Here is a 26,489-nt window from a genome sequence, read left to right as displayed (position 1 = left end):
TTTAGTCTAGAAGTAAGCGAAATAAACTATTATCACAACATAATAAAATCCGCTTTGTTACCATGAGTTTTTCAGCGACAATAGCGCTGTTTACTTTATTGAGCACGGCTATGCATTCTGTGGTTTTACTCAACGATCAGCTTAATTTCGATGCAATTATTGCCGCGTTTTATCAGCACGGTTGGGTTTGGTTACCTAACTTTTTACAGCCACAATTAAATGCCGACTTGTTGCATGAAGCTCAATTTGATGCAGAGCTAACGCCGGCGGGTATTGGCCGAAAAAACGACCATCAACTTAACAAGCAAATTCGCCGCGATGCAACCCAGTGGTTTAATGGGCGTAGCGCAGCACAACAAGCCTATTTGCAATTAATGGCACAACTACAACAAGCATTTAATCGACGCTGCTTTTTAGGCTTATTTGATTTTGAATGTCATTTCGCTCGTTATCGTCAAGGCGATTATTACCAAAAGCATATTGATGCCTTTAGCGGTCGCTCTAACCGAGTGCTTACTACAGTCAGTTATCTAAACTCGGTGACAGCAGGTGGTGAACTGGCACTATACAATGAACATAACGTGTTAATAGATAAGTTATTACCCACCGCAGGCAGCCTAGTGTTATTTGAAAGCGAGCGTTTTCCACATGAAGTTTTGCCAGCTATAGACACCCGCTACAGTATTGCCGGTTGGTTTCGTAAAAACACGAGTATTAACGGCATAGTAGATCCGGCAAGCTAAAGCGTTTATTATGATCAGCATGCGCACCCTACTCAGTTATGTATTGCTATTTGCCTTAACGCTATCCGGTCTTACCGGCACGGCGCAACTAGCCCATGCTCATAACTCGGTAAATACGGTACTTGAACAGCAACCACACACCATCAGTGTAGCCAGTGCAGGGCATTGTCATAACGATCCAGTAGTGGTAACTGCTGACACCGACCACAGTTGTTGCAATCAAGATCAGCATCAATGCAAGGGTGATTGCTGCGCTAAGCATTGTGCGTCATCAGGTGCTTTGCTTGGTACTGAGCTTTTTTGTTATCTACGCCCGACCAATGTTATTACGCAATACTCACCCAGCCTACCCTTAATGCTATTTGCGGATGATCCGCCACCACCTATAAATGTCTAAATTAGTTAAATTTACGTTACTTGTGCTTTAGCACAGCGTTTTTTTTATTTAATTTGAGGCATTTTATGCGCATCTATTTTTTGATGGGCCTGTTATTACAGGTAGCTTTTTCGTTATCCGCGCAACAGCATAATGAACACGAGCATCAACACCAAAGTCATACGTCAGCAGTAACCGCGCCTGCGGTTAACCACAGCAAGGCACAAAGCCTTTATGTCTGCCCTATGCACCCAGAAATTCAGCAAGATAAAGCCGGAAGCTGCTCTATTTGCGGTATGCATTTAGTCGAGAAAACTAAGCCTAACCATACTGAGCATGCAACAATCTTTGCTTGCCCTATGCACCCACAAATTCAGCAAGATAAAGCCGGCAGTTGCCCTATTTGTGGTATGCATTTAGTCGAAAAAACCAGTCATACCGAGCATGACGCTAGTCATACTAAACATGAAGCGACTCCCACTGACGCAAAAACTATTTTTGCTTGCCCTATGCACCCGCAAATTCAACAAGATAAACCGGGTAGCTGCCCGATTTGCGGTATGCACTTAGTTGAAAAGCAACGGCAAAGTGAGCCGAGTGTTAATGTCTCTGGCGCAATACAACAAGCACTAGCGATACGAGTTGCAACCGTGAAAACCCGCACCTTGGAGCGCATTATTGATAGCTTTGCTCAGGTACAATATCCAGAAGATGCTATTTATCATAGCCATATACGTGCGGAAGGTTGGATAGAGCAACTTTATGTTCGTACCCTTGGCCAACAAGTTAAAGCGGGCGATAAGTTATTTAGCTATTACGCGCCCGATCTCTTGGTTGCTCAAGATGACTACCTGCAAGCATTGTCCGTTAGCGCGCAAAATGGCGAGCGTAGCGCCAGCTTAGTGAAACGTGCACAAACCCGTTTGCGTTTACTGGGGTTAGCCGAAAAAGATATTCAGCAATTACAACAAACTAAACAAAGCCAATACCATATCACGGCCTATGCACAGCAAGATGGCGTAATTACCATGTTAAACGTGCGTGACGGCATGTTTATTCGCCCCAGCGACACGCTAATGGAAATAACTCAGCTCGACCGTGTTTGGCTTGTTGCCGATGTACCAGAAGCACAACAACGCATGTTAGCAACAGGTATGGCGGCTGAAGTCGATATACCTGCGCAGCACCAAAACGCAATTAAAACTAAAGTAGATTTTATTTATCCTGCACTCGATGTACAAAGTCGCAGTAGCAAAGTACGCATGAGCGCAAATAACCGCGCCAAACTATTTCAACCTAATATGCTGTTGCCAGTAAGGCTATACGGCACCCCCTTAACCGACGTATTAACCGTACCGCGCGAAGCGGTGTTGTTATCGGACAAAGCAAGTCGCGTTATTATTAAGCACGACGACAACTTTAGCGTACGCACCATTACCACCGGCTATCATGCCCAAGATTACGTTGAGGTATTGTCTGGCTTAATGCCCGATGAGCAAATTGTGGTATCAGGCCAATTCTTACTCGATGCAGAAGCCAGCTTAAGCCAGTTACCTGTTAGCAGCGCCATCGCGCATCAGCATTAGGAGCGCTTAAATGATAAAGGCTATTATTCGTTGGTCGGTGCAAAACCCGTTATTAGTGCTACTTTCTACCCTCGCTTTGGCGCTGTTCGGTTACCAAGCCAGCCAGCAAATAAAGCTTGATGCCCTACCCGATTTATCTGACGTACAGGTAATTATAAAAGCCAGTTATCCTGGGCAAACGCCAGAAACGATTGAGCAACAACTAAGTTATCCACTATCTAGTGCATTGTTAGCCGTACCTAAAGCCAAAGCGGTACGCAGCTTTTCTATGCCAAACGATAGCTATCTCTATGTTATTTTTGAAGATGGCACCGACCCATACTGGGCAAGATCTCGGGTGCTAGAATATCTACAAACCGTTAATTTACCCAGCGGTGCTAAGGTATCACTTGGCCCAGATGCCAGCGGTGTAGGCTGGATTTTCCAATATGCATTACAAGATAAAACTGGCAAGCAATCGCTAGAACAACTTACTAGCTTGCAGCAGTTTTATTTACAACCTGAACTACAAAGTGTTGCCGGTGTGGCCGAAGTGGCCAGTATTGGTGGCATGAAAAAAACCTATCAGTTGCAATTAGAGCCTCGTTTAATGCGTGCGTTTAATGTCACCTTAGCGCAGATTATTAATGCCATCAGTCAACACAACCAACAACAGGGCGGTGGCATTATTGAAGTGGCCGAAACCGAAATTTTAGTGCAGGCCGGTGGCTATATTCAGACGTTAGCGGATCTGGCAGCCGTGCCTCTGGGCGTGCGAAATAGTGCAGATTACCCATTAACACTAGCCGATGTAGGTACAGTACAAAGCGTGCCGGCAGCACGGCGCGGCATTGCTGAGCTTAACGGTGAAGGTGAAGTTATTGGCGGCGTTATTGTGATGCGTCATGGCGAAAATGCGCTAACCACGATTAATGCAGTAAAGGACAAAATAACTCAGCTGCAAGCCGGCTTACCGCAGGGCGTTGAGTTTGTTGTGGTGTATGACCGCTCTGAGCTTATTCATCATACCGTAGATAATCTGAGTTCTAAGCTGCTAGAAGAAATGGCGGTCGTTGCACTTATTTGCTTGGTATTTTTACTACATGCGCGCTCAGCGCTAGTTGCCGTAATTAGCCTACCATTGGCATTGTTAGCCAGCATTTTGTTAATGCAGTTATTAGGTGTTAGCGCCAACGTAATGAGCTTAGGCGGCATTGCTATTGCTATTGGCGCTTTAGTCGATGCAGCTATTGTTATGGTTGAGCATGGCCATAAAAAGCTCGAACAAGCTAGAGAGCAAGGCCAAACGCTAACCAAGCTGCAGTTTCGGCAAACCATTACTAGCGCTTGCACTGATGTAGGCCCAGCGCTGTTCTTTTCGCTGTTAATTATTACCGTTAGTTTTATGCCAGTATTTTTGCTAGAGGCGCAAGAAGGCCGATTATTTGCGCCATTGGCTTATACTAAAACCTTTGCCATGGCCGCCGCAGCCGTGTTAGCTATAACCTTAATTCCGGTGTTAATGTTGTATCTATTACGCGGCAAGATACCGTCCGAGCGCAGTAACCCGCTAAGCCGCAGCTTAATTGCGCTATACCGCCCGTTGCTAAGTATAAGCCTACGCTTTCCTAAGCTACTTATTTTATTATCGCTTATTGCACTTGCGTCAAGCGCGCTACCTTGGCAGCGCTTGTCTAGCGAATTTATGCCAGCCTTTGCTGAGGGCGATTTACTCTATATGCCAACAACGTTACCGGGATTAAGCCCAGCAACGGCTGCGCGCTTACTACAACAAACCGATAGACTAATTAAAACCGTGCCAGAAGTAGCGGCAGTATTAGGCAAAAGCGGCCGCGCCGACACCGCGACCGATCCGGCGCCGCTTACTATGTTTGAAACCAGTATTAAGCTAAAACCACAAAGCGAATGGCGTGAGGGTTACAGCCTAAACGATATTATTGCCGACCTCGATCACGCCGTGCAAATACCTGGGCTGACCAACGCTTGGCTTCCGCCGATAAAAACCCGTATTGATATGCTATCTACCGGCATTCGTACACCCGTGGGGGTAAGAGTTAGTGGCCCAGATTTAACGACAATTTCTGCTGTTGCTCAACAGTTAGAAGCCGCAATAAAGCCTCTTGCAGGCAGCCGTTCAGTGTTTGCCGAACGCCCTGATGCTGGTTTGTATTTAACCATCACACCAAAACTCGATCAGCTAGGGCGCTATAATTTAACCCTAACCGAGCTACAACAATATGTTGCCTTTGCTATTGGTGGCGCACCCGTTGCGCAAAGTATTCAAGGCCGTGAACGTTATGACATTAGCCTGCGCTTTCCTCGTGATAGCCGCAGCCATCCGGATGACATCGCAAAGTTGCCGCTGCAAACCTCTGATGGGGCCTATATCTTACTCGAGCAGGTTGCTACGGTTAAAGTGGAAACTGGCCCAGTAATGATCCGTTCCGAAAATGCACGTTTAACCACTTGGCTCTATATTGATTTACTGCCTGATACCGAACTTGGCCACTACCTTAACGAACTTGAAACCCTGTTGGCACAACAGCAGTTTCCAACACAAGTCAGTGTTAGCTTAGGTGGTCAATATGAATACATGCAGCGAGTTACAGCGCGTTTGCAACATTTAGTGCCATTTGCCTTACTCCTTATCGTATTTTTGCTTTACCTCACCTTTCGCCGTTTTAGCGACGTGATACTGGTGCTTATTACACTACCCTTCGCGCTAAGTGGCAGCCTATGGTTACTCTATTTGCTCGATTATCAACTCTCGGTAGCGGTAGCGGTAGGGTTAATTGCTCTAGGCGGCGTGGCTGCTGAATTTGCCGTCGTTATGCTACTGTACTTAAAACGCGCGGTAGAAGAGCTTAAGCCACAAAATAGGCAGCAACTCTGGCAGGCGATTATGCAAGGAGCCGTGCAGCGGGTAAGGCCAAAAGCCATGACCGTATTAACGATAATAGTTAGCCTATTACCCATCATGTTTGGTAGTGGCGCCGGTAATGAGGTTATGCAGCGAATTGCCGCGCCTATGCTCGGCGGGATGTTAGCCGCACCTTTAGTCTCAATGTTATTAATGCCGGTGTTGTATTATCTGCTGTTACAACGCAAATTAACAAAGTAAAATCATAGCCTTGACCCGAGCTAAAATTGTAACTCGGGTCAAGGCTTAAGCGTAAAACGCCACGCTAAGGATTAAGATTAAAACGTACTTTTTGCCCCAGCAGTACCCCGTGTTTGGCAAACCAGCCACGCGGCATTTCTAATGCAGCAATAATGGCGCCAGGCGATGGCACTGGTGTTTCATCATAGGGGTCCAGTTGCACGAGCTGCACAATACTCCAGTCTGGGCCAATGTAAGCTACATCTAGTGCTAGCGCCGTATTAGCCATCCACAACGAAATAGCTCTTGGCTTTGGATATAACAAAAACATGCCCGGTTCAGCAGTTTGTTGAAACATAAGGCCTTGAGCACGTTTTTCATCAGTATCGGCCAGCTGTACCTGTATATGTTGTGTGCCTATTTGTAACGGCACTACGCTAAATTCGGCTAATTGCTGTTCACTTACGGCACAGGCAAACAATGGCAGCAATAAAACTAAACTGGTTAAAAATCGCGTCATCTTTACTTATCCTTGAACGAGATAGCTTAGCGCTATGCCAGCAAAAATTAGCATACCCACATAGTGGTTATGTAAAAAGGCAGCAAAGGCGCCCTGCCGGCTTTTTTTGGCTAAGCGATGCTGATAAACAAAACAGCCCAGCGCCGCAATTAGGCTTAAATAATATAGCCAATGCAACTGTGCCAAATAACCTGCAGCAAGCAATAACAACAAACTACTGAATTGCAGTAACGCAATAATAGGTAACACATAACGGCCAAATAAAATGGCCGTAGATTTAATACCTACTTTAACATCGTCCGGCAGGTCAACTAACGCGTAATAGGTATCATACGCCACTGTCCACAGTAAGTTGGCGAAATAAAGCAACCATAACACAGGAGGCAAGTGTAACTGAATCGCCATAAAGGCCATGGGCATCCCCCAGCTAAAAGCTGCTCCTAGCACTACTTGCGGTAACTGGGTATAACGTTTCATAAAAGGGTACGCTGCAGCAAGCAGCACCGCGACCAAAGATAACAGTACCGTTTGCCAGTTAAGAAACACCAACAAACTGGCACTTAATAACAGTAGTAAGGTGAATAGCTGCAAGGCTTCAGTTGTACTTACCACACCGCTGGCTAACGGTCGATGCTGGGTACGCTCTACGGCACCATCCCAATGTCGATCAGCATAATCATTAATCACACAGCCGGCAGCGCGCATTAGCACTACGCCTAGTGTAAACACTAATAAGAAATGTAACTGTGGTGCGCCTTCTGACGCAAACCACAAGGCCCACCAGGTTGGCCACAATAATAAATAAGTGCCAATCGGCTTTTCTAAGCGCATTAGCTGCAAATAGTAACGCCAGTGTGACGCAGTTAGTGCTAATTTCATCGTACTAACCTAGCCAAATTCGCCATTGCCGGCAAAAAGGCTTCTGCTACTAGTAAGGGCTGATTTTCTAACTGAAACACCGAACGTCTTACATAACAGGTACTTGCTAAATTTAATTGTGCGAATTCAATCGCTAATGTGGTTGCTTCTATTGGCCCACGACGGAGGCTTTGATGTTGGAAAATATATTCACCCAACGGCCGTTCACCTAAACTGGCTAGTGGCCGCAGTGTATTAATAGTTTGCTCAGGTAGCCAACTTTGAGCGTAGACACAAGGCTGGTTATCGCACCACAAAATAACCTCACGTACCTGTGCTTGCTTGGTATTAGGTAACAGCGGCTGTAAAAAATTAGGCAACGCTACCGGCCGCTCTTGCAATACCTGCACACGAAACTCGCTACAATGCTGCTTTAACCGTGCGGTCAACGAGGCAGGTTCTAAAACCCAAGCCGCTAAGGTTGCTGGTAACACAGCTTTGTTAGCGTCCTGCCAACTACTATCAAGTGAAATAAAGGGTATGCTCACAACAATCATTCTGTGCAAAAAAATCTAGCGCCATCATAACAACTTCAGCAAGTTTTTTCAGCTATAGCAAACGCAGAAAAACCCCTTACCGCAGCCAAGCTTAACTGGTAAAATACTTGGCTTAGCGCTATGGTTAGCGTGCTGCCTACCCTTTTTTACCAACTAAAAGTGATACTTATGATAAAACGTTTGCTGCTTTCACTGCTGTTATCAGCGCCGTTATTACTGGTGTCTTTGCCGTCAGCTGGGCAAGAAACGCCCAAAGAAATTGTTTATTACGGCTTCGACCCAGACATCGTTACTAACTATATATCGGGTAATCGTCGCAGCTTGGGTTATATTCGCGTTACGGTAGAATTAATGCTTGAAGACAAAGCGTTTTTACCAGCGATAGAACATCATGAACCACTAATCTTAGATATTATTATTGGCATGTTCACCAAACAGCCGGAGGATAAAATTAAATCACTTACCGGCCGTGAAGAAATACGCATGGCTATGCTACAAAAGCTGCAAGAAACCATGAAAAAAGAAGCGGGTGAACCCATGATCAGAGATATTTTATTTACTAAATACCTCTATCAATAATTCAGCCTGACAACTTATATCACTTTACGCCCTGGCTGATTGCGCAATAGCCAGGCCCAAGCCACGCCAGCAAGTAAGCCACCTAAATGTGCCCAGTTTGCCATGCTAACCCAAAGTATGTCGAAAAAGCCTAGCACTAACCACAACAGCATAAAGCCGGCTAAACCTGAACTAATATTAATGCCCTGCGCAGGGTTAAGCCGCCCTGTCAGCCAAAAGTAACCAAATAGCCCGTATACCACTCCCGACAGACCACCAAAATGCGGACCCACCATAAAATACTGTGCCGCGTTTGACACCAGCGCAACCGATAGAGCGATGTTCAACAACATCAGACCGCCTAAGCGTGACTCTAATTGCCGGCCTAAATATAACCACCAGGCTAAATTAAACACTAAATGGGTAGGATCAAAATGCAATAACATTGGTGTAAACCAACGCCATAGCTGGCTGGGTTTGTCTAATTGCAATAACGCACTAACACTAGGCCAGTCTATCTGTTGCCAGATATAAACCAGTACACATAGCGCTATCACGAACAAGGTTATTGGCGCTTGTTGCCAAACGTTAAGTAAATTAAACGCTGGCAGCGCCTTGCCCTGCACCACTTTAGGCTGGCTTAATTGCCAAGCGGCTGCTTGATAGCGCGCATCGGAAGGCTGCGCTATAAAACGTTGAAACTCTATTTCAACCTGAGCAAGCTGTTCGGGTGCGACATAAAGCTCGGCAAAATTAGGCTGCTTTACAACCGCACTCACATCTAGCCCATTGGCGTTGCAATAATCAGCAAACAATTGTGCGGCCTGCGCAGAATTTAACTCAGCAAATTTATGCACGGTCATCACTCACAAAAGGTTGCTGTGTGCGCCAACTTTCAAAGCCCCCGTCTAGGCTAAATACCTGCTCAAAGCCTTGCTGCACTAAATACTGCGCCGCCCCTTGGCTAGAGTTACCGTGATAACATACCACGACCACAGGTTGGTCAAACTCAAACTGCTGCATAAAGCTATTAAGGCTGCCATTAGTAAGATGATAAGCCCCCTCGATATGGCCTGTGTTATAACTTTGTTCATCACGAATATCGGCAACCACTACCTTACCTGCAGCCAATAACTCTGCTGTTTGCATTACCGAAATATGTTGAAACTCGCTCATATAAACCCCTTAATTCATTGCCTTTATAATACCGCAGCCAACCTGAATTACCAACGCTAGGACAGCAAACACTAATTATCATACTTTAGTGCTGTTTCACCGAATAAAGACTAGACAGAGTTTAAACTATTGTTAACAATGATTAGCAATATTACCCCATTTATCGGAGTCATCATGACCGGCTTAATTATCCTCGTTATCCTCGTTGCACTAGTGTTCTGGGTTATTAGCATTTTTAACGCATTAGTAAAATTAAAAAATCGTTTTCAAAATGCCTTTGCGCAAATTGAAGTACAACTTAAGCGCCGCTATGACCTGATCCCTAATTTAGTTGAAACTGCCAAAGCCTATATGGCACATGAGCGCGACACGTTAGAAGCGGTAATTAATGCACGTAATGCGGCATTAGCCGGCTTGAAAGTTGCCGCAAATAACCCTGGTGATGCAGGTGCTATATCGCAGTTAGCCAGTGCCGAAGGAGCATTACAAGGCGCAATGAGCCGCTTAAACGTGGTAATGGAAGCCTATCCAGATTTAAAAGCTAATCAAAATATGATGCAGCTATCGGAAGAGTTAACCAGCACAGAAAACCGCGTGGCTTTTGCACGCCAAGCCTTTAACGATGCGGTTACCGAATACAATAGCTACAAACAGAGTTTTCCGCCGGTTATTTTTGCCGCCAGCTTTGGCCATGCCGCCGATGCGAAATTACTTGAGTTTGCTGACAGCGCCGCTATTCAAGCTGCGCCAAAAGTTAGCTTTTAATCGCTAACGCCGGTTAATAAATGAGCAGTAACTTTTTTGCCCAACAAGACTTAGCGCGGCGCAATACGCGCATTCTTATTGCGCTGTTTTCGCTAGCTGTATTGCTGCTGATACTGCTAACTAATGTTATTGCTGTGATAGCGCTAGGCTTTGTTGATACAGAACACTTTTCCGACAGCCGTAATTGGCAGCATTTACCTTGGGACTTATTCCTGCTAATAACTACTGTGGTCATTGCTGGTGTCAGCGTGGCGGTGCTAGTGAAGTGGCTACAGCTAAAAGCCGGCGGCAAGGTCGTTGCCGAATCCTTAGGTGGCGTTAGGTTAGCCCCCGACAGCCAAGATCCCTTGCAGCGACGTTTATTAAATATTGTTGAAGAAGTTGCACTAGCCGCGAACACGCCCGTGCCACTAGTGTATGTATTACCGGAGCAAGGCATAAATGCGTTTGCCGCAGGCTATAGCCCTGCCGATGCGGTAATTGGCGTTACTCAAGGTTGTTTGCAACAGCTAAATCGCGATGAATTACAGGGGGTAATTGCCCATGAATTCAGCCATATTTTAAATGGCGATATGCGGATGAACATTCGCCTTATCGCTATTTTAAATGGTATTTTATTTGTTGGTCATATCGGCTATTACATTTTACGTGGCAGCAGCCATAACCGGGTAATGCGCAGCAGTAGCCGTTCTGGTAACAATAAAAATGGCGCGGGTGGTATCGTACTTTTAGCCGTTGGCTTGGTGGCCGTTGGCTACCTTGGCTCATTTTTTGGCAATCTAATTAAAGCAGCCGTCAGCCGACAACGCGAGTATTTAGCTGACGCTAGCGCAGTGCAATTTACTCGCAACCCGCGCGGCATTGCTGGCGCGCTAAAAATTATTGGCAGCTCTAGTAATGGTAGTAAAATTACCAATCAAAATGCTGATGAAAACAGCCACTTATTTTTTGGTAATGCGGTTAGCCACTGGCTATCACTATTTGCGACCCACCCGCCATTAGCAACCCGGATTAAACGCTTAGAACCACAATGGAATGGTAAGTTTCCGACACCGCGCCCGGCACAAACAGGCACTGAACCTAATTTAGTTGACGAGCAAACAACCGACAATAGTGGTCAAAAAAAGAGTAATGCCGAACGGTTACAGCAAGCCTTGCCGTTGTTATTGCTGCATAGCAGTCGGCAACCCGAACCAGCTCAAGCGCTCGTTTGCTGCCTAATACTGCACAACGACGATACTGTCCGTGCGACACAGTTACAGCAGATTAAACAACTCGGTTCTATTGAATTATTACAACAGGTCGACCAACTGTGCGACAGCGTTGATGCCTTAGACACCTTACAACAAGTTCAACTGCTGCAACGCGTGATCCCCGCACTTAAAATGTTGTCAAAAACCCAGTTTAGCCAATTTAATGCTTTGTTAGAGGCGCTTTTAACAGCTAGCAGCCAACCAACCTTAGCGGCGTGGCTGAGCAGCCAGTTTATAAAACACAGTGTTGCGGTGTACTTTGACAACGAAAAAATAGCTCGTCGTTATTCTAACCAAGATTTAGCGCAACACAGTGACAGCGTATTAGCTTTACTAAGCTTAGTTAGTAGTACCGCCGGTGATACCGACAAACAACAACAAGCTTGGCAAGCCGCGATTGCCAGCTTACCTTTTAGCGTTACAGCGTCACGCCCAACCGATATATTTGCCTGCTTAAACACACAGCTGCCAGCACTATTGGCATTAGCACCACAGCAAAAGCAACAATTATGGCAAGCCATTGATGCCTGCGTCCGTGCCGATGGCTTGTTAGAAATGCAAGAACAAGCTTTATTATTGGCTTTGGCTTTATTGCTAGAAATACCCTATCAAGCACAAACCTAACTTTAAGCACTAATAGCGCCCATTTACCAACAACTTAGTAGCATTTACCGTTGCAGCTTTAGCATTGGCGCAAATTCAGGTAGAATTAGCGGCCACTTTTTCAGCAGGAGCCAGTCATGACCGAAGATCGCTTTTTTTTGTTGTACGATACCTCATTCGACGACATGGACGCTGAGGGCAGCCCTGGTTTTGGCTATGTGTTACTGTTTAGCAGCGAAGATGTTGAACAATATCAGATGGGCGAAAACCCAGCTTGCGCTGCGGTATCTATGCTGTTTACCGATCATTCAGATGGCAGCATTAGCGGTGACTTATTAGGCTGGGCACATTTAGATGCAGAAATTTTTCAAGAATTTCCGCTTGGCCACTTTTTATTGCTCATGGAACAAGCCGCTCAAGTTGCAATTAATGCTTATCGTCAAGTTGGCCATGTACCTGATCGTTTAGTTGCCCAGCATTTAGATGATGAAGAACTAATCCAGTTTGATGTGCAGTTTAATGACTTACAATTAAACGAGCAGCAAAGTGAGCAACAATTTGCGCAGCAGCTCATGTCAGGTCGCCCCTACCTCGACTCTTAAGCACATAGCCGTCATAATGACGCAGAGTTATTTACCAGCCGGCTTTTGCTAGCGTGTTGTTATGCGGTTTATTATGGAGAGCTTCATGGCACAGGCCATTGACATGTCAGCAATTGAACAGGCGCTAAATGGTTTTACCATACCGCCACAGCCCGAAATATTGCAGCATATTCAGCAACAACTCGACGCTCCAGAACCCAACATTAAGCGCATTGCTACACTAATTAATCTAGATATCGGCATCGCTGGCTTTACGTTAAAAGTGGTAAATTCCGCGTTTTTTGGCTTACGTCAAAAAATCACATCGGTTGAGCACGCCTGTAAATTTTTAGGTGTCAGCCGCGTGTTAAAGTTGGTGCGCAGTGTACTGATACGCTTTACGTTATCCGACGGTAAAGACGATAAATTTAGCCTAAAGCTCTGGGCAACAGCATTGCAAACCGGTAATACCGCCATGACGCTGGCAAAACATTTCAACTTCTCGCAGGCTATACAGGACGATTGTTATAGCTTAGGGTTATTCCACAATGCCGGTATTGCACTAATTCAGCAACAGGCTGCTAATTATGAGCAACTGATGCAGCAGGGCTTAGTTGCCCAGTATGGTTACAGCGAAATAGAAGAACAGCATTTTCACACCTGCCATGAAGTACTCGGCTATTTAATTGCTGAGTCTTGGGGCTTAACCACTGAGCTGTGTAATGTTATTGCCTACCATCATAGCCCAGCGTTAATCCTTGAATCAGACAGTCTGATCGAACGACAATTATTTGCTTTGTTAAAGCTGGCAGAACACTTTACTGGCGAAAGCCGACAACTATTTAATTTAAACTTAGACCCTGAATGGGAGCAGCACAACAGCACCATACTTGAGGTGTTAGAAATTGAACTGCTGCAGTTGCCCGAGCTTGCTGAGTTACTGCATCGGCAGCAAATCAATACCATTTATAAAGTTTAAGCCTTGCCTGTTCAGTTAGCTCGCATCCATTATATTACCCGTCGTCGATGAATATTATTCTAGCGCCAATGGAAGGTGTGGTCGATCACCTAATGCGTGACATGCTAACGCGGATTGGTGGATACGATTTATGTATTACCGAATTTATTCGTATCGTCGATCAAAAGTTGCCTGCGCGGGTATTTACACGAATATGTCCAGAGTTATTAACTGCTGGCAAAACCGCTGCTGGCACACCCGTGCGTATTCAGTTACTTGGCCAAGAACCACACTGGCTAGCAGAAAATGCGGTGCGGGCAGTGGAATTAGGCTCGCCCGGTGTCGATTTAAATTTTGGCTGCCCCGCCAAAGCCGTCAATAAAAGCCGCGGCGGCGCCGTATTATTAAAGGAAACCGAGCAGTTATACCAGATTGTTAAAGCCGTACGTGATGCCGTGCCAGCACAATTTCCAGTTAGCGCCAAAATTCGCCTTGGCTATGATGATACAAGCCTAACCTTAGATAACGCATCAGCGATAGCCGCCGCGGGCGCCAGCATGCTGACCGTACACGCCAGAACTAAAAGCGATGGCTATCGGCCGCCGGCCTACTGGCCTTGGATCGCGAAAATAAAACAACAGGTTGCTATCCCGCTAATTGCCAACGGTGAAATTTGGACCGCCAGCGATGCCAAGTTGTGCCAGCAACAATCTAATTGCCAAGATATTATGCTCGGCCGTGGCGCCTTAGCGATGCCGAATTTAGCGCAAACTATCCGCAATAACACCGCCGCTATGCCTTGGCCGCAAGTATTAACCTTGTTGATGCAATATTCTGAATTTGAAATTGCTGGCGATAAAGGCCAATACTATGCCAATCGCATTAAACAATGGTTTAGTTATTTAAAACTGCAGTATCCGGCAGCAGCAGAGTTATTTTTGCAATTACGGGTGCTGCGTAAAAGCTCGGATATTTTAGCCACGTTACAACACGCTTTAGACAACCTTGCCGGTCCGCATTAACCCGCTATTTTTTGTCACGAAACTTTGCCATATCAGCGACAAAAATAGTTGATATCATTTTCGCTACAGTAACAAATCTGTCAATAAAGACTATACTCCTCAAATAGTTATATTAAGGAGTATAAAATATGCCCATTAAGGTCGCCGTGCTATTGGAGCGCAGGCCAGACGAGAAACGCGTTGCCATGGTGCCGGCTGTAGCAGAAAAGCTAAGCAAGCTTGGCTGTGATATTTGTATTTTTAGTGGCGCAGGTCTTAATAGTAAATTACCAGACAGCGCTTATAGCACAGTTAGCTTTGCCCACAGCGACAGCGAACTACTCAGCGATGCTGCCATTGTGCTTGCCGTGCAGCCACCTACGCTAGAACAAGTTAACTTACTGCAACCCCGCACCATTTTACTCAGTTTTATTTATGCCCATAAAGAGCCTGAACTCACCTGTTTACTGCGCGATAAAAACATCACCTGCTTTGCCATGGAGCAGGTACCTCGCATTAGCCGAGCCCAAGCCATGGACGCCCTGTCTTCTCAAGCGGCATTAGCCGGCTATTATGCTGCATTACTCGGCGCCACTAAGCTCGCGCGTATTTTACCCATGATGACCACAGCAGTCGGCTCTATTCGTCCGGCACGCTGTTTAGTTATGGGGCTAGGTGTCGCTGGCTTACAAGCTCTAGCTACCGCTAGACGCTTAGGCGCTATCACAGAAGGGTACGACGTACGCCCTGAAACTAAAGAACAAGCCGAATCACTTGGGGCAAAATTTGTTGATACCGGCGTCGATGCTCGTGGCGAAGGCGGTTATGCTCGCGAGCTAACTGCTGACGAAAAAGAAAAAATTGCCAGCGTGGTAACTCGGCATATTCAACAGGCCGATATTGTTATTACCACTGCAGCTATTCCTGGTCGGCCATCGCCCAAGCTAATTAGTAAAGCACAGGTAGACGGCATGAAACTCGGTGCCGTAATTATTGATCTTGCCGCCGAAGGCGGTGGAAATTGTGAATACAGCCAACCTGGCAAAACTATTGAGCAAGGCCAAATAACTATAGCTGCACCGTTTAACGTGCCGTCAATGCTGGCCGAGCATGCTTCAGAACTCTACGCCAAAAACCTGCTTAACTTACTACAACTGATGATTATCAATAACGCCATTAATTTAAATTGGGACGATGAAGTTTTAGCAAAAACCGTACTTACCCATAACGGCGAGATTAAACCTGCAGCGGTAAAAACCGCTTTAGAACAACAGTAATGCACCAGCTATTTAGGAAATAATCATGGATTACACCACTACGGTTTTATCCGGCTTTGTCGCGCTGTATATTTTTATGCTCGCTGCTTTTGCTGGTTTTGAGATTATCGGCCGTGTGCCAGCTATCTTACACACCCCGCTAATGTCGGGTTCTAACTTTATTCACGGCATTGTCGTAGTCGGCGCACTATGGGCGCTGCTTAATGCTACCAGCTTACCCGAACAAATAATTGGTTTTGTTGGCGTATTGTTGGGCGCTGGCAATGCTGCTGGCGGCTATGTGGTAACAGAGCGCATGCTACAAATGTTTAAGCCATCTGGCAAAAAGGTGAAGGAGTAAGCAATGAATGCAGCGTTGTTAATTGATGCAAGTTACTTTATTGCCGCATTTCTATTTATTTACGGCCTAAAACGCATGTCATCACCGGTTACGGCTCGTTCAGGCATTGTGGTTGCCGGTAGCGGCATGGTGTTAGCTGTGCTGGCAAGTTTTCTTTATACCCTAGATGTTAATCCAGCGGCACAACCCCATTTAACTACCAATATTAGCCTTGCTGTTATCGCCCTAGTATTAGGCTTAGGTTGGGCTTGGCGCAGCGGTAAAAAAGTGGCTATGACCGAAATGCCTCAAATGGTGGCATTATATAACGGAATGGGTGGCGGCGCGGCAGCGGCCATTGCTGCCATCGAACTTATTGGCTACAAAACTCACGGCAGCATTTCCTTAACCTTGGCCATACTGGGTGGCGTTATTGGTGCAGTGTCGTTATCAGGTTCGCTAATCGCTTGGGCAAAACTAGATGGGCGCATTAATAAAACCCTGCGCTTTTCTGGCTTACAAGCGGTTAACGGCAGCCTATTGCTTATATTATTAGCGCTAGGCGCATATATGGTATCGCAAGGTGGCGCAGTGGCAATGCCGGTATTTATTGCTTTTTTTGTCGTCGCACTTATTTATGGCGTAATGATGACCATGCCCATTGGCGGCGCTGATATGCCGGTGGTAATTTCGTTATACAATGCCTTTACTGGTTTGGCGGTGGGCTTTGAAGGCTATGTGCTTAACAACCCCGCACTGATGATCGCCGGTATGGTCGTTGGCTCCGCCGGTTCGCTATTAACCTTATTAATGGCAAAAGCCATGAACCGCTCAGTTGCCAATGTGTTGTTTTCTAACTTTGGCGCCAACGGTGATGAGGAACAAGGCGAAATAGCAGGTAGCCAAAAACCCGTTGATGCCGCAGATGCGGGTATCAATATGCGCTATGCCAGCAAGGTAATCATTGCGCCGGGTTACGGTTTGGCGGTAGCACAAGCCCAACATAAACTTTATGAACTGGTAAAGCTGCTGCAAGACGCGGGCGTAGACGTAAAATTTGCTATTCACCCGGTAGCTGGCCGTATGCCGGGCCATATGAACGTATTATTGGCTGAAGCCGGCGTGCCTTACGATATTATTTTTGACATGGAAGACATTAACGCCGAGTTTAAAGAAGCCGATGTCGCTATTGTTATTGGCGCTAACGACACCGTAAACCCAGCCGCGCGCAGTAATAAAAGCTCGCCTATTTACGGCATGCCCATTTTAAACGTAGATCAAGCAAAGCAAGTTTACGTGGTTAAACGCGGCCAAGGTAAAGGCTATTCTGGCGTAGAAAACGCACTGTTTTATGCCGACAACACCCAGATGGTCTATGGCGATGCGCAAAAAGTAATGGTAGCGATGATCCAAGCCATTAAGTCATTAGGCGAGTCACACTAAACTTTCTAACAAAAAAATATTTACTTAGCGTGCTAATCAATTATAATTGTTAGCATGCTAAGTAAAATAGTTAATTGTATGGCCCACCTCACTACTGAATTATCACTTGCCGAACGCTTAGGGCGTTTACATCGCCTATGGCGCACAGTGGCCGACGCCGAATTAATTCCGCTGGGTTTAACCCATCCGCGCTGGACAGCGCTGTGGAAAATTAGCCAACTAGGCGACGGCGTAAGCCAAAAGGTATTAGCTGATGCGCTAGAAATTGAGCTAGCTTCGTTAATGCGTACTTTAAGCCAGTTAGAACAGCAGCAGTTTATTATTCGCCGCAGCTGTACTAACGACAAACGCGCGCGGGTAGTTAGCCTAACCGATGCCGGCGTAGAGATATTAAAACAAATGGAAACTCATATAGTCAGGGTACGCGGCGAATTATTAGCCAGCGTTAACGAGCAGGAACTAACAGAATTTAGCCGCGTACTCGCGGTTATTACCGACAACGCATTAACTAAACTCGCCAACAACACGGTACGCTGTAATGAAAAACGCTAGAACTCCCGATCAACAATTTGCCAGATTAGTGAAATTATCTAGCATGTTATTTGTGCTGCTATTTAGTTACTTTATGTTTGCCGATGCCACTATTCCACTAACACCGCAAGCTATGGTTACCAGAACGGTTACCAAGGTAACGCCTCAGATCAGCGGTAAAGTTAGCCTTGTCGCGGTAAAAAACAACCAAAGGGTACAGCAAGGAGAGCTGCTATTTGTTATTGATGCTGCGCCTTATCAACTTGCCGTTGCTCAAGCCAAATTAGCGCTAGAACAAGCAAAACAAGATAACACCGAACTTGATGCCGCGTTACATGCCGCCGCCGCAGAAGTTGAGGCCAGTAGTGCCATGGCTGAGCAACAACAGATTATTGCTAAACGCCTAAATACCTTATATCTAACCCGCGGAGTGTCACAGCAACTAACTGACCAAGCGAATAGTGATGCCTTAGCCGCTGAGGCAAACTTACTGGCAGCCAAAGCGCGTTTAGAGAAACTTAAGGTTAATCGCGGCACCTTAGGTGATGACAATTTAAAACTACGCCAAGCACAAAATCATTTGCAGCAGGCTGAGCTGAATCTTGCTTATACCCGCATTAGTGCCGATCACCAGGGTATTGTCACCAACTTACAGCTAGACGCAGGTAGTTTTGCTACTACAGGCCAGCCATTATTAGCTTTAGTATCTGATGAGATTGATATTATTGCTGACTTTAGAGAGAAAAGTTTACGCGGCATTAACCCAGGCTATCAGGCAATGATTAGCTTTGATGCCGAACCCGGCAAACTATATGCTGCAACCGTTACCTCTATTGACGCCGGTGTAAGTGCAGGGCAATTTGATGCCAACGCACGTTTGGCCGCACCACAAGAGTCAGAGCGCTGGGTGCGCGATGCTCAACGCCTGCGCTTACATCTGCAGCTGCAACACACGCCCAGTGACACCTTAGCCGCCGGTGCTCGCGCCACCGTCCAGCTAGTGCCAGATAACCCGGTACTAGGCTTTTTTGCCAAGCTACAAAGTAAAGCCATTAGCATTTTACATTATATTTATTAAACCATAGCCCCCCTTTATGCATAGGCCAAGTTAGATGTTATTACGCCATAGCCCATTAAGCGCCAACGACTTACGCCAATGCTTGCGCATTGCTACCGGCGCCAGTATTGGTTTTATGATTTGTAAATTATTAAATTTACCCTATGGTGTATTTTTCACCGTAACACCCATGTTACTCCTTGGCTTAGTACCCGTAATGAACGGCCATGCTATGCGACAATTATTAGCATCAGCCGCGATGACCGGAGTTGAGGTTGGCATTATCGGTGGGCTATTTGGTGGCCACCCGGCATTAATGCTACCGATAGTGTTTGGCCTATTCTTATACCGCTTTATCGCTATGTCTAAAGGTAGCTTATTTTTATTTGGCGCCAATGGCGTAATCAGCCTAAGTATTATGCTGCACTTTGCTAGCTACCCTGGCTCGGATATCAATGCGCTTATTTTTAGTAACTTCTGGGCTACGATACTAGCAGGCGTTATCGCCTATGTAATGACCGCAATTTGGCCTGATGTCGCACCACGGCAATCGCCAGAAAAAGTCGACAAATCCGCTAATCGTATGCGCCATGAAGCGCTATTAGGTACTCTAATTGCCACGGCGTCTTTCATTTTCTTCCAAGTTTTTGATTTACGGGATTCGATGTCAGCGCAGGCCACCACCCTACTGTTGCTGTTCCCAATGCACTGGAATGGTGCACTAGGCTACGCGCGTAAACGGGCCATTGGCACCTTATTAGGGGTAACCTTTGGCGTGCTAATACAAGTGGTTTTATATAATTGGTATGGCTTGTTAATACTGATCGCACCCTTGTTTTGGTTGGGCGTATTACTGTTTGCTCAGGTGCATGTAAAAGAAGCCAGTGGCTCGGGGGTCGGGTTTGGTGCTATGACAACCTTAGGTATTTTATTTGGCCAATACTTAACGCCAACCAATGATCTTATTTACAGTGCGCTATACCGTTTTAGCAGCATAGCTGTTGCCATTATCGCAACATTATTAATGTGTTACATCGTACACCGCTTATTAAATCGTTTTGCTGCAACTCGTTTTGGTAGCTAAAAGTAAGTTAAGCCATTATTTTTTTATCAATAGACGCGACATTTTTTATTCATTTACGACTTTACCCAGCGCTGAAACAGCGTTTTGATATTCAGCTGATATATTGCTGATTTTTATTTCTCATCTCAGTTATTTGTTTGGCATTCCGCTACAGTTGCTGTGAATGCAAAGTTAAAGAATTAAACAAATAATTAACCTTATTAAGGAAACACGAGATGCGTAATCCGATATTATCAGCTACCGCTATCGCGGTGCTGCTCGCTTGCAGCCAATCGGCTGTTGCTGCTGACGTTACCCCCGCAACTACTGCCGATATAAAATTATTATCTAGTCAAAGCCAGCAGCAAACCATGAATGCCGATGAACCGGCGTTTGCAGTTAGCCGTAGCATTGTGCGTGCTGATGGCCAAAACAAGGTTCGTTTACAGCAGTTGTACCAAGGTGTTCCGGTGTGGGGCCATAGTGTGGTGGCATTAGAGTCAGCAGCAGGTTTTAGCGATGTTAGTGGCGAAGTAGTTAATGCCATTAGCCATGATTTAGCTTCTGCGACACCCGCGCTTACAGCAAGTAAAGCTTTCTTGCCTGTGGCAAAGCAGTTGGGTGGTGCACTTAAGGTTGATCTACAAGCATTAAAACAACTTAGCGAAAAAGCGAAATTGTGGGTGTATCTCGATGACAACCAGCAAGCGCGTTTAGTGTATATCAGTGATTATGTTACCGAGGTAAATGGCGAGCCAAGCCGCCCATTCTATATTATTGACGCTAATAGCGCAGAAGTACTGCAGCAATGGGAAGGTATTGCGCATAAAGATGCACAAGGCCCAGGCGGTAACCAGAAAACCGGCCAGTACTATTACGGTGTAGATTACGGTTATTTAAACGTCGACAACAATTGCCGTATGACTAATAACAATGTTGAAACTATTAATATGAATGGCTCAACTTCTGGTGGCAGCATTCATCAGTTCACCTGCCCAACCAATACCGTAAAGCAAATTAACGGCGCTTACTCACCACTTAACGACGCTCACTATTATGGTGGTGTAGTATTTGATATGTATCAAGCGTGGATTGGCGTTAACCCGTTACAGCGCAAACTGCGGATGCGCGTGCATTACGGTAATAACTATGAAAATGCGTTTTGGGATGGCAGCCAAATGACCTTTGGCGACGGTGGTTCGACCTTCTATCCATTAGTAAGCCTAGACGTATCTGCGCACGAAGTAAGCCACGGCTTTACCGAATTTAATTCAGGCTTAGTGTATAGCGGCCAATCAGGTGGTATTAACGAAGCGTTCTCCGATATGGCTGGTGAAGCGGCAGAAAACTTTATGCACGGCAGCAATGACTGGAAAGTAGGTGCTGATATTTTCAAAAGTAATGGTGCGCTACGCTACATGGCTAACCCGCCGCAAGATGGCAGCTCAATAGGCCACGCCAGTGATTTTAGATCGGGCATGGACGTTCACCACAGTTCTGGTGTATTTAACAAAGCCTTTTACAAACTCGCCACCACTAGCGGCTGGACTACACGTAAAGCCTTTGAAGTATTTACCCTTGCCAACCAAATTTACTGGAACGCCAACAGTAATTATGTCAACGCGGCCTGTGGTGTGTATAAAGCTACCGCAGATAAAGGTTACAGCCAAGCCGATGTAACCGCGGCCTTTTCCGTGGTAGGTGTTAATGCCGCTTGTGGCGGCACTACGCCTCCAGGTGACAGTAATTCAGGCACCTTAACTAACTTAAGCTCGACTAGCGGTAACTGGGCACGTAACGAAATTACGGTGCCAGCCGGCGCTAAAAGCTTAAAAGTAAACATTAGCGGTGGCAGCGGCGATGCTGACTTATATCTGCGTTTTGGCAGCGCACCTACCACCTCATCCTATACTTGCCGTCCATATAAAAACGGTAGCACAGAGTCTTGTACCATCACTAACCCACAAGCCGGTAAGTGGCACGTTGGTATTCGTGCTTATCAAAGCTTTAGTGGCTTAACACAAGCGTGGAGTTACCAGTAAGCTTTTGATAAAGCGACGCTTATTAATTAGGCGTCGCTTTTTCTTACCTGCAAACGCATGAACTACATACTGGATAGCAACAAACTGGTTTCACTATTAAGAATGCCGTCCACTTCCCTTACCTGGCGCAATACTCGGTCAAACTCAGCTAAACTGGTGGTTTGTATTTCTGCAACGAGATCCCACGCGCCATTCGTGGTGTGCAATTTAACCAGCTCTGGTATGCCACGTATTTTTTGCACGACCTGAGACGTCGATTTACCCGTCACCTCAATCATCATAATGGCGCGCACTACCTGCTGCTCTACCTCGGCCCGCACTCGCACGGTAAAACCTAAAATAGCGCCGGATGACACCAGTCGATCTAAGCGGTTTTGTACTGTCGCCCGCGACACCTTTAGTGCTTGAGCCAAATAAGAAATAGACGCCCGCCCATCTTTACGCAATTCGCCAATTAGCGCGCTATCTAATGAGTCATATATATAAGCTTTCATCGGTTTTACTTCAGTTAACGGCCAGACATAGCAAAGTGCAAGTTAACAATTAGCAATTTGCCTAAAAACAACTCACTTAGTATATATTTTTGACATTTTAAATAACAGCGACATCTTCTAACATTAGCGACACAGATAAACGATTCACAACACAACGACGTAACAAGGTAAAACATGGATAATTTTATAATCGCGCCCAAGCAAGGAGTGCCCTTTGTTAGCGTGGCAAGCATGAAAAAGCTCATTAATACGCTTGGTATAGAAACCTGCATTAGCGCGTTAGTTAAGTGTGTGGAAGCCGACTATAAGCGCTGGCACTTATTTGAAAAATCAGCCCGCTACGCCAGCCATTCTAAAGATGGTGTTATTGAGTTAATGCCAGTAAGTGATGGCAATATGTTTGCCTGTAAGTACGTAAATGGCCACCCGATTAATACTAAACAGAACTTACAAACCGTGGCTGCCTTTGGTTTATTAGCCGACGTGGCTACCGGTTACCCTATCCTATTATCTGAAATGTGTGTGTTAACTGCACTTAGAACCGCGGCTACATCCGCTATGGTTGCCAAATACTGCGCACCAACTAATGCGACCACCTTAGCTTTAATAGGTAATGGCGCCCAATCAGAATTCCAAGCCTTAGCAATGAAAACCGTGTTAGGTATTCGCCAATTTAGGCTATATGACATTGACCGCAGCGCCAGCGAAAAAACCTACAACAACTTGCAGGGTTTTAATATTGACGTGGTTATATGCTCATCTGCCGCTGAAGCCGTTACTGGTGCACACATTATTACTACCTGCACTGCCGATAAGAAAAACGCCATCGTATTGCACAATGATATGATAACAAACGGCGTATTTATTAATGCTATTGGCGGCGACTGCCCGGGTAAAACCGAGCTGGACAGTAAAATTTTACAACGTGCCGATAAAGTATTTGTCGAGTTTGAGCCACAAACCCGTATTGAGGGTGAAATTCAACACTTACCAGCTAACTTTGCCGTTACCGAGTTTCATCAGGTGGTAAACCAGCAGGTAACAGCGCGCGATAATGATCAGCAATTAATTGTGTTTGATGGTGTAGGTTTTGCCAGTGAAGATTTTTCTGCGCTGGTATTTATTCGTGATTTATTGCTGCAGCAGCCGGAATATCAAGTATTAGATTTAATTACTCAGCAAGCCGATCCGCGTAATTTGTTTTCGGTCATTCGTGAGGCCTAAACCTTGAGTACAGTAGCTAATAAACAAGCACCTAATAGTATTGTTATGGTGCGCCCGCATCAGTTTGTGTCAAATCCGCAAACTATGGCCGATAACGCATTTCAGCGGCCACTTGATGCGAAGCAAACAGCAAAAGCGGCCTATGCTGAAGTGACTAATGCCATAACAACATTACAAAATAACGGCATACAAGTGCATGTTTTTGAAGATACAGGCACCAGCACACCCGACTCGGTATTCCCAAACAACTGGTTTTCTACCCATCATAATGGTTTAGTTATTAGCTACCCCATGTATGCCAGAAACCGGCGCTTAGAATATCGCCAAGATATTATCAATTTTTTACAAGCCAACTATCAGTACCAGCAATACGTTGATTTTCGCCGCTTTGCCAACGAAGATAAGTTTTTAGAAGGCACGGGCTCTGTTGTGTTTGATCACCAGCATAAGTTAGCCTACTCCGTAGAATCTAAACGCACTGATGCTGAACTATTGCGCCAAGTATGTCAGCTGCTTGGTTATCAAGATGTGCTGTTTAATGCGGCTGATGAGCATAATATGCCCATTTATCACACCAATGTTTTAATGTGCGTGGCAACACAGTTTGTCATGATTGGCATGAACATGGTGGCCACAGCCGATAAGCCGCGTTTATATAACTTATTTAAACAAAGTGGCCTTAGTGTAATTGAGCTAAGCAACCAGCAAATTCATCAGTTTTGCGGCAATGCGTTAGAACTGCAAGCGGCAGACGGCTCAGTATTAGCATTATCGGAAACGGCATTTAACGCGCTAAGCGAAGCACAAAAAACCACGCTTAAGCAATATACCCGCTTGCTACCGTTAGCCGTGCCGACCATAGAAGCCGCCGGCGGTTCAGTGCGGTGTATGCTTGCCGGTGTGCATCCGTCTATGCAAAAAGCGTAGCGTTCTTAGTGAGCTATGATGTTGAAACAAGATTACCCTAAGCCAACCGTTGAAGCCCTGGACGGGCTGAAACGAGTCCCCAAGGGTGGGTTTACGACGTGTAGGCGTGGGTAGGCTTGTTTCAAATCTAAGTTAAGCACTAATCAGCAAAGCTAATTTTACCCATAGTTACGCCAGGTATGCCCTCACGCGCATTACTAAACTGCTGTTTACCACCCACTAAACATTCATTTGCCAGTACGGCAAATAACACCGCTTCTTTAGCATCTGGGTTTATACCTAAATCGGCAGTAGTTTTTATAGCTACTTCAGGTAATGCGTGTTGAATTTGGCTCATTAATACGGGGTTATGAATGCCACCACCACTGGCATAAATAACAAAGTTATCTAGCTGGGCGGTGGTTTGCTTAATAGCCGCAATAATCATCTGTGCGGAAAAACAGTTTAACGTTGCCATAATATCGGCATGGCTTAAACTTTGCGTGCCAGACTGCTGTTGGGCGTTAGCTAAATAGGCTAAATTAAATACCTCTGGCCCCGTCGTTTTAGGAAAGTTAAGGGTAAAAAACTCATCTTGCATCAAGGCCCCCAGTAAAGGCTCACTTACCTTACCGGCTTTTGCTAGCTTGGCATCGGCATCAAAGTGTTGAGCTGGATAATGCCGTTGGATAAACGCATCCATCATGGTATTGCCGGGGCCAATATCACTACTAAATACCGCATTAGCATCAAGAGTTTGCGGCAGCCACGTAAAGTTAGCGATACCGCCAATGTTCAGCATGATGCGATTTTCGTCGCGACTACTAAACAATAGATAATCACCATATACCGCTAAAGGCGCACCCTCGCCACCGGCAGCAATATGTTTCTGGCGAAAATCACTAATAGTCGTTATGCCGGTAGTTACCGCAAGATGATCGCCATCACCAATTTGTAAGGTAGCATTACCGTAATCAGCGAGGTTATGTTGGCGTTTAGGACAATGAAAAATAGTTTGGCCATGGCTGGCTATCACATCAACGTCTGCTGCTGTTAACTGCCACTTAGCTAAACACTGGTTAATCATTCTGCCATGCTCTAGGCCAATCCATGGGTTAAGTAAGGTCACACTTTGTAAATCAACCTCGCGCTTAGCAAACACCGCTTTCACCCGCTGCTTATAATCAGCGTCATAATCAACGGTCATAAACTGCAACACGCTAATATTAGTGTCTAAACCGTTGCCGCTCAGCTCACACAAGGCCACATCTAAACCATCAAGCGAGGTACCGCTCATTAGGCCAATTATTTTACGACTGGGTTTAGCAGCAATATCAAATAGCTGCTGAATATGGCTGTGCATTATTATTTCCTTGAGCATGACATTTGGGCACGAAGCTTAACTTTACCATGAATAATTTATCCAACAATATATGCATGCTTACTAAATAAAATTGCAAAAGCAAAAAAGCTGGCGTATAAATTCAGCATAAATAGC

At 45.6% G+C, this 26,489-nt stretch carries 26 protein-coding genes; 19 read left to right on the top strand and 7 right to left on the bottom strand.

All coding sequences use genetic code 11. The annotated features are described in order from the left end of the window. Nucleotides 1-110: 110 nt before the first annotated feature. The 4 genes from MN199_RS01790 (at nt 111) to MN199_RS01775 (ending at nt 5,826) form a co-directional block, all read left to right on the top strand. Nucleotides 111-743 (top strand): 2OG-Fe(II) oxygenase, encoded by a 633-nt coding sequence (locus tag MN199_RS01790; RefSeq protein ID WP_335738236.1) that lies wholly within the window; start codon nt 111-113, stop codon nt 741-743. Between the two features lie 10 nt (nt 744-753). Further along, the gene (locus tag MN199_RS01785; RefSeq protein ID WP_132581758.1) at nt 754-1,140 is read left to right on the top strand and encodes a hypothetical protein; all 387 of its coding nucleotides are present in this window, start codon (nt 754-756) and stop codon (nt 1,138-1,140) included. Nucleotides 1,141-1,205: 65 nt separating this feature from the next. Continuing rightward, nucleotides 1,206-2,705 carry an efflux RND transporter periplasmic adaptor subunit gene (locus MN199_RS01780; protein ID WP_335738235.1) on the top strand — a complete coding sequence of 500 codons (1,500 nt, stop codon included), beginning with the start codon at nt 1,206-1,208 and terminating at the stop codon, nt 2,703-2,705. Between the two features lie 10 nt (nt 2,706-2,715). Further along, nucleotides 2,716-5,826, top strand: coding sequence for an efflux RND transporter permease subunit (locus MN199_RS01775; RefSeq protein WP_335738234.1), 3,111 nt, complete (start codon nt 2,716-2,718; stop codon nt 5,824-5,826). Between the two features lie 64 nt (nt 5,827-5,890). Here the strand turns inward: MN199_RS01775 and MN199_RS01770 are convergent, their stop codons facing one another. From MN199_RS01770 to MN199_RS01760, 3 genes are read right to left on the bottom strand one after another with little or no spacing between them, the layout of a single operon-like run. Next, nucleotides 5,891-6,325 (bottom strand): DUF192 domain-containing protein, encoded by a 435-nt coding sequence (locus MN199_RS01770; RefSeq protein ID WP_335738233.1) that lies wholly within the window; start codon nt 6,323-6,325, stop codon nt 5,891-5,893. 6 nt (nt 6,326-6,331) lie between these two features. Then, nucleotides 6,332-7,204 (bottom strand): 4-hydroxybenzoate octaprenyltransferase, encoded by an 873-nt coding sequence (gene ubiA, locus MN199_RS01765; RefSeq protein ID WP_335738232.1) that lies wholly within the window; start codon nt 7,202-7,204, stop codon nt 6,332-6,334. Then, nucleotides 7,201-7,740 (bottom strand): chorismate--pyruvate lyase family protein, encoded by a 540-nt coding sequence (locus tag MN199_RS01760; RefSeq protein WP_418338070.1) that lies wholly within the window; start codon nt 7,738-7,740, stop codon nt 7,201-7,203. The genes ubiA and MN199_RS01760 overlap by 4 nt, the downstream gene beginning before the upstream one ends. 168 nt (nt 7,741-7,908) lie before the next feature. On the opposite strand from MN199_RS01760, the gene MN199_RS01755 reads away from it, so the two are divergent. Continuing rightward, nucleotides 7,909-8,319, top strand: coding sequence for a flagellar basal body-associated protein FliL (locus MN199_RS01755; RefSeq protein ID WP_132581746.1), 411 nt, complete (start codon nt 7,909-7,911; stop codon nt 8,317-8,319). A gap of 14 nt (nt 8,320-8,333) precedes the next feature. Here the strand turns inward: MN199_RS01755 and glpG are convergent, their stop codons facing one another. Together glpG and glpE are read right to left on the bottom strand one after the other, a co-directional pair. Further along, complete coding sequence (gene glpG, locus MN199_RS01750) at nt 8,334-9,161, bottom strand: rhomboid family intramembrane serine protease GlpG (RefSeq protein WP_132581744.1); 828 nt, start codon at nt 9,159-9,161, stop codon at nt 8,334-8,336. After that, complete coding sequence (glpE, locus tag MN199_RS01745; protein ID WP_132581742.1) at nt 9,148-9,474, bottom strand: thiosulfate sulfurtransferase GlpE; 327 nt, start codon at nt 9,472-9,474, stop codon at nt 9,148-9,150. Before glpE ends, glpG begins: the two co-directional genes overlap by 14 nt. 174 nt (nt 9,475-9,648) lie before the next feature. On the opposite strand from glpE, the gene MN199_RS01740 reads away from it, so the two are divergent. The 12 genes from MN199_RS01740 (at nt 9,649) to MN199_RS01685 (ending at nt 22,367) form a co-directional block, all read left to right on the top strand. Beyond that, a complete protein-coding gene (locus MN199_RS01740; RefSeq protein ID WP_132581740.1) occupies nt 9,649-10,239 on the top strand; it encodes a LemA family protein in 591 nt (196 codons plus the stop codon). Nucleotides 10,240-10,259: 20 nt separating this feature from the next. Beyond that, a complete protein-coding gene (locus MN199_RS01735; RefSeq protein ID WP_132581738.1) occupies nt 10,260-12,116 on the top strand; it encodes a M48 family metallopeptidase in 1,857 nt (618 codons plus the stop codon). 116 nt (nt 12,117-12,232) lie between these two features. Then, nucleotides 12,233-12,697, top strand: coding sequence for a hypothetical protein (locus MN199_RS01730; RefSeq protein ID WP_132581736.1), 465 nt, complete (start codon nt 12,233-12,235; stop codon nt 12,695-12,697). 85 nt (nt 12,698-12,782) lie between these two features. Further along, complete coding sequence (locus MN199_RS01725; RefSeq protein ID WP_335738231.1) at nt 12,783-13,655, top strand: HDOD domain-containing protein; 873 nt, start codon at nt 12,783-12,785, stop codon at nt 13,653-13,655. Between the two features lie 47 nt (nt 13,656-13,702). Further along, nucleotides 13,703-14,656, top strand: a complete 954-nt coding sequence (gene dusC / locus MN199_RS01720; RefSeq protein WP_335738230.1) for a tRNA dihydrouridine(16) synthase DusC — start codon at nt 13,703-13,705, stop codon at nt 14,654-14,656. A gap of 128 nt (nt 14,657-14,784) precedes the next feature. Then, nucleotides 14,785-15,912: an NAD(P) transhydrogenase subunit alpha gene (locus tag MN199_RS01715; protein ID WP_335738229.1), complete on the top strand. Its 1,128-nt coding sequence runs from the start codon at nt 14,785-14,787 to the stop codon at nt 15,910-15,912. Nucleotides 15,913-15,937: 25 nt separating this feature from the next. Continuing rightward, nucleotides 15,938-16,252, top strand: a complete 315-nt coding sequence (locus tag MN199_RS01710; protein WP_132581728.1) for an NAD(P) transhydrogenase subunit alpha part 2 — start codon at nt 15,938-15,940, stop codon at nt 16,250-16,252. Between the two features lie 3 nt (nt 16,253-16,255). Beyond that, a complete protein-coding gene (locus MN199_RS01705) occupies nt 16,256-17,674 on the top strand; it encodes an NAD(P)(+) transhydrogenase (Re/Si-specific) subunit beta (RefSeq protein WP_335738228.1) in 1,419 nt (472 codons plus the stop codon). A 78-nt stretch (nt 17,675-17,752) separates the two neighbouring features. Beyond that, entirely contained in the window at nt 17,753-18,226 is a 474-nt protein-coding gene (locus MN199_RS01700; protein ID WP_335738227.1) for a MarR family transcriptional regulator, read from the top strand. Beyond that, nucleotides 18,213-19,283: an HlyD family secretion protein gene (locus MN199_RS01695; protein WP_335738226.1), complete on the top strand. Its 1,071-nt coding sequence runs from the start codon at nt 18,213-18,215 to the stop codon at nt 19,281-19,283. Before MN199_RS01700 ends, MN199_RS01695 begins: the two co-directional genes overlap by 14 nt. 34 nt (nt 19,284-19,317) lie before the next feature. Then, nucleotides 19,318-20,346, top strand: a complete 1,029-nt coding sequence (locus MN199_RS01690) for a DUF2955 domain-containing protein (protein ID WP_132581720.1) — start codon at nt 19,318-19,320, stop codon at nt 20,344-20,346. A gap of 215 nt (nt 20,347-20,561) precedes the next feature. Next, nucleotides 20,562-22,367 (top strand): M4 family metallopeptidase, encoded by a 1,806-nt coding sequence (locus tag MN199_RS01685; protein ID WP_335738225.1) that lies wholly within the window; start codon nt 20,562-20,564, stop codon nt 22,365-22,367. A 62-nt stretch (nt 22,368-22,429) separates the two neighbouring features. On the opposite strand, the gene MN199_RS01680 is transcribed toward MN199_RS01685, so the two are convergent. Next, a complete protein-coding gene (locus MN199_RS01680) occupies nt 22,430-22,861 on the bottom strand; it encodes an Lrp/AsnC family transcriptional regulator (protein ID WP_132581716.1) in 432 nt (143 codons plus the stop codon). Nucleotides 22,862-23,035: 174 nt separating this feature from the next. On the opposite strand from MN199_RS01680, the gene MN199_RS01675 reads away from it, so the two are divergent. After that, nucleotides 23,036-24,085, top strand: coding sequence for an ornithine cyclodeaminase (locus tag MN199_RS01675; RefSeq protein WP_335738224.1), 1,050 nt, complete (start codon nt 23,036-23,038; stop codon nt 24,083-24,085). Nucleotides 24,086-24,088: 3 nt separating this feature from the next. Next, complete coding sequence (ctlX, locus tag MN199_RS01670; protein WP_335738223.1) at nt 24,089-25,012, top strand: citrulline utilization hydrolase CtlX; 924 nt, start codon at nt 24,089-24,091, stop codon at nt 25,010-25,012. 139 nt (nt 25,013-25,151) lie between these two features. On the opposite strand, the gene MN199_RS01665 is transcribed toward ctlX, so the two are convergent. Next, on the bottom strand, nt 25,152-26,354 hold the full coding sequence (locus tag MN199_RS01665) for an anhydro-N-acetylmuramic acid kinase (RefSeq protein WP_335738222.1): 1,203 nt from the start codon (nt 26,352-26,354) through the stop codon (nt 25,152-25,154). Between the last annotated feature and the right edge of the window lie 135 nt (nt 26,355-26,489).

Source organism: Rheinheimera metallidurans (assembly GCF_036983985.1).
Classification (GTDB): Bacteria; Pseudomonadota; Gammaproteobacteria; order Enterobacterales; family Alteromonadaceae; genus Alishewanella; species Alishewanella metallidurans.
This window is presented reverse-complemented; position numbering and strand designations above follow the sequence as displayed.

Bases quoted from the DNA above. Each gene is read 5' to 3' on its own strand.
- MN199_RS01790 (WP_335738236.1), top strand. From the start codon at position 111: ATGCATTCTGTGGTTTTACTCAACGATCAGCTTAATTTCGATGCAATT.
- MN199_RS01785 (WP_132581758.1), top strand. From the start codon at position 754: ATGATCAGCATGCGCACCCTACTCAGTTATGTATTGCTATTTGCCTTA.
- MN199_RS01780 (WP_335738235.1), top strand. From the start codon at position 1,206: ATGCGCATCTATTTTTTGATGGGCCTGTTATTACAGGTAGCTTTTTCG.
- MN199_RS01775 (WP_335738234.1), top strand. From the start codon at position 2,716: ATGATAAAGGCTATTATTCGTTGGTCGGTGCAAAACCCGTTATTAGTG.
- MN199_RS01770 (WP_335738233.1), bottom strand. From the start codon at position 6,325: ATGACGCGATTTTTAACCAGTTTAGTTTTATTGCTGCCATTGTTTGCC.
- ubiA (WP_335738232.1), bottom strand. From the start codon at position 7,204: ATGAAATTAGCACTAACTGCGTCACACTGGCGTTACTATTTGCAGCTA.
- MN199_RS01760 (WP_418338070.1), bottom strand. From the start codon at position 7,740: ATGATTGTTGTGAGCATACCCTTTATTTCACTTGATAGTAGTTGGCAG.
- MN199_RS01755 (WP_132581746.1), top strand. From the start codon at position 7,909: ATGATAAAACGTTTGCTGCTTTCACTGCTGTTATCAGCGCCGTTATTA.
- glpG (WP_132581744.1), bottom strand. From the start codon at position 9,161: ATGACCGTGCATAAATTTGCTGAGTTAAATTCTGCGCAGGCCGCACAA.
- glpE (WP_132581742.1), bottom strand. From the start codon at position 9,474: ATGAGCGAGTTTCAACATATTTCGGTAATGCAAACAGCAGAGTTATTG.
- MN199_RS01740 (WP_132581740.1), top strand. From the start codon at position 9,649: ATGACCGGCTTAATTATCCTCGTTATCCTCGTTGCACTAGTGTTCTGG.
- MN199_RS01735 (WP_132581738.1), top strand. From the start codon at position 10,260: ATGAGCAGTAACTTTTTTGCCCAACAAGACTTAGCGCGGCGCAATACG.
- MN199_RS01730 (WP_132581736.1), top strand. From the start codon at position 12,233: ATGACCGAAGATCGCTTTTTTTTGTTGTACGATACCTCATTCGACGAC.
- MN199_RS01725 (WP_335738231.1), top strand. From the start codon at position 12,783: ATGGCACAGGCCATTGACATGTCAGCAATTGAACAGGCGCTAAATGGT.
- dusC (WP_335738230.1), top strand. From the start codon at position 13,703: ATGAATATTATTCTAGCGCCAATGGAAGGTGTGGTCGATCACCTAATG.
- MN199_RS01715 (WP_335738229.1), top strand. From the start codon at position 14,785: ATGCCCATTAAGGTCGCCGTGCTATTGGAGCGCAGGCCAGACGAGAAA.
- MN199_RS01710 (WP_132581728.1), top strand. From the start codon at position 15,938: ATGGATTACACCACTACGGTTTTATCCGGCTTTGTCGCGCTGTATATT.
- MN199_RS01705 (WP_335738228.1), top strand. From the start codon at position 16,256: ATGAATGCAGCGTTGTTAATTGATGCAAGTTACTTTATTGCCGCATTT.
- MN199_RS01700 (WP_335738227.1), top strand. From the start codon at position 17,753: ATGGCCCACCTCACTACTGAATTATCACTTGCCGAACGCTTAGGGCGT.
- MN199_RS01695 (WP_335738226.1), top strand. From the start codon at position 18,213: ATGAAAAACGCTAGAACTCCCGATCAACAATTTGCCAGATTAGTGAAA.
- MN199_RS01690 (WP_132581720.1), top strand. From the start codon at position 19,318: ATGTTATTACGCCATAGCCCATTAAGCGCCAACGACTTACGCCAATGC.
- MN199_RS01685 (WP_335738225.1), top strand. From the start codon at position 20,562: ATGCGTAATCCGATATTATCAGCTACCGCTATCGCGGTGCTGCTCGCT.
- MN199_RS01680 (WP_132581716.1), bottom strand. From the start codon at position 22,861: ATGAAAGCTTATATATATGACTCATTAGATAGCGCGCTAATTGGCGAA.
- MN199_RS01675 (WP_335738224.1), top strand. From the start codon at position 23,036: ATGGATAATTTTATAATCGCGCCCAAGCAAGGAGTGCCCTTTGTTAGC.
- MN199_RS01665 (WP_335738222.1), bottom strand. From the start codon at position 26,354: ATGCACAGCCATATTCAGCAGCTATTTGATATTGCTGCTAAACCCAGT.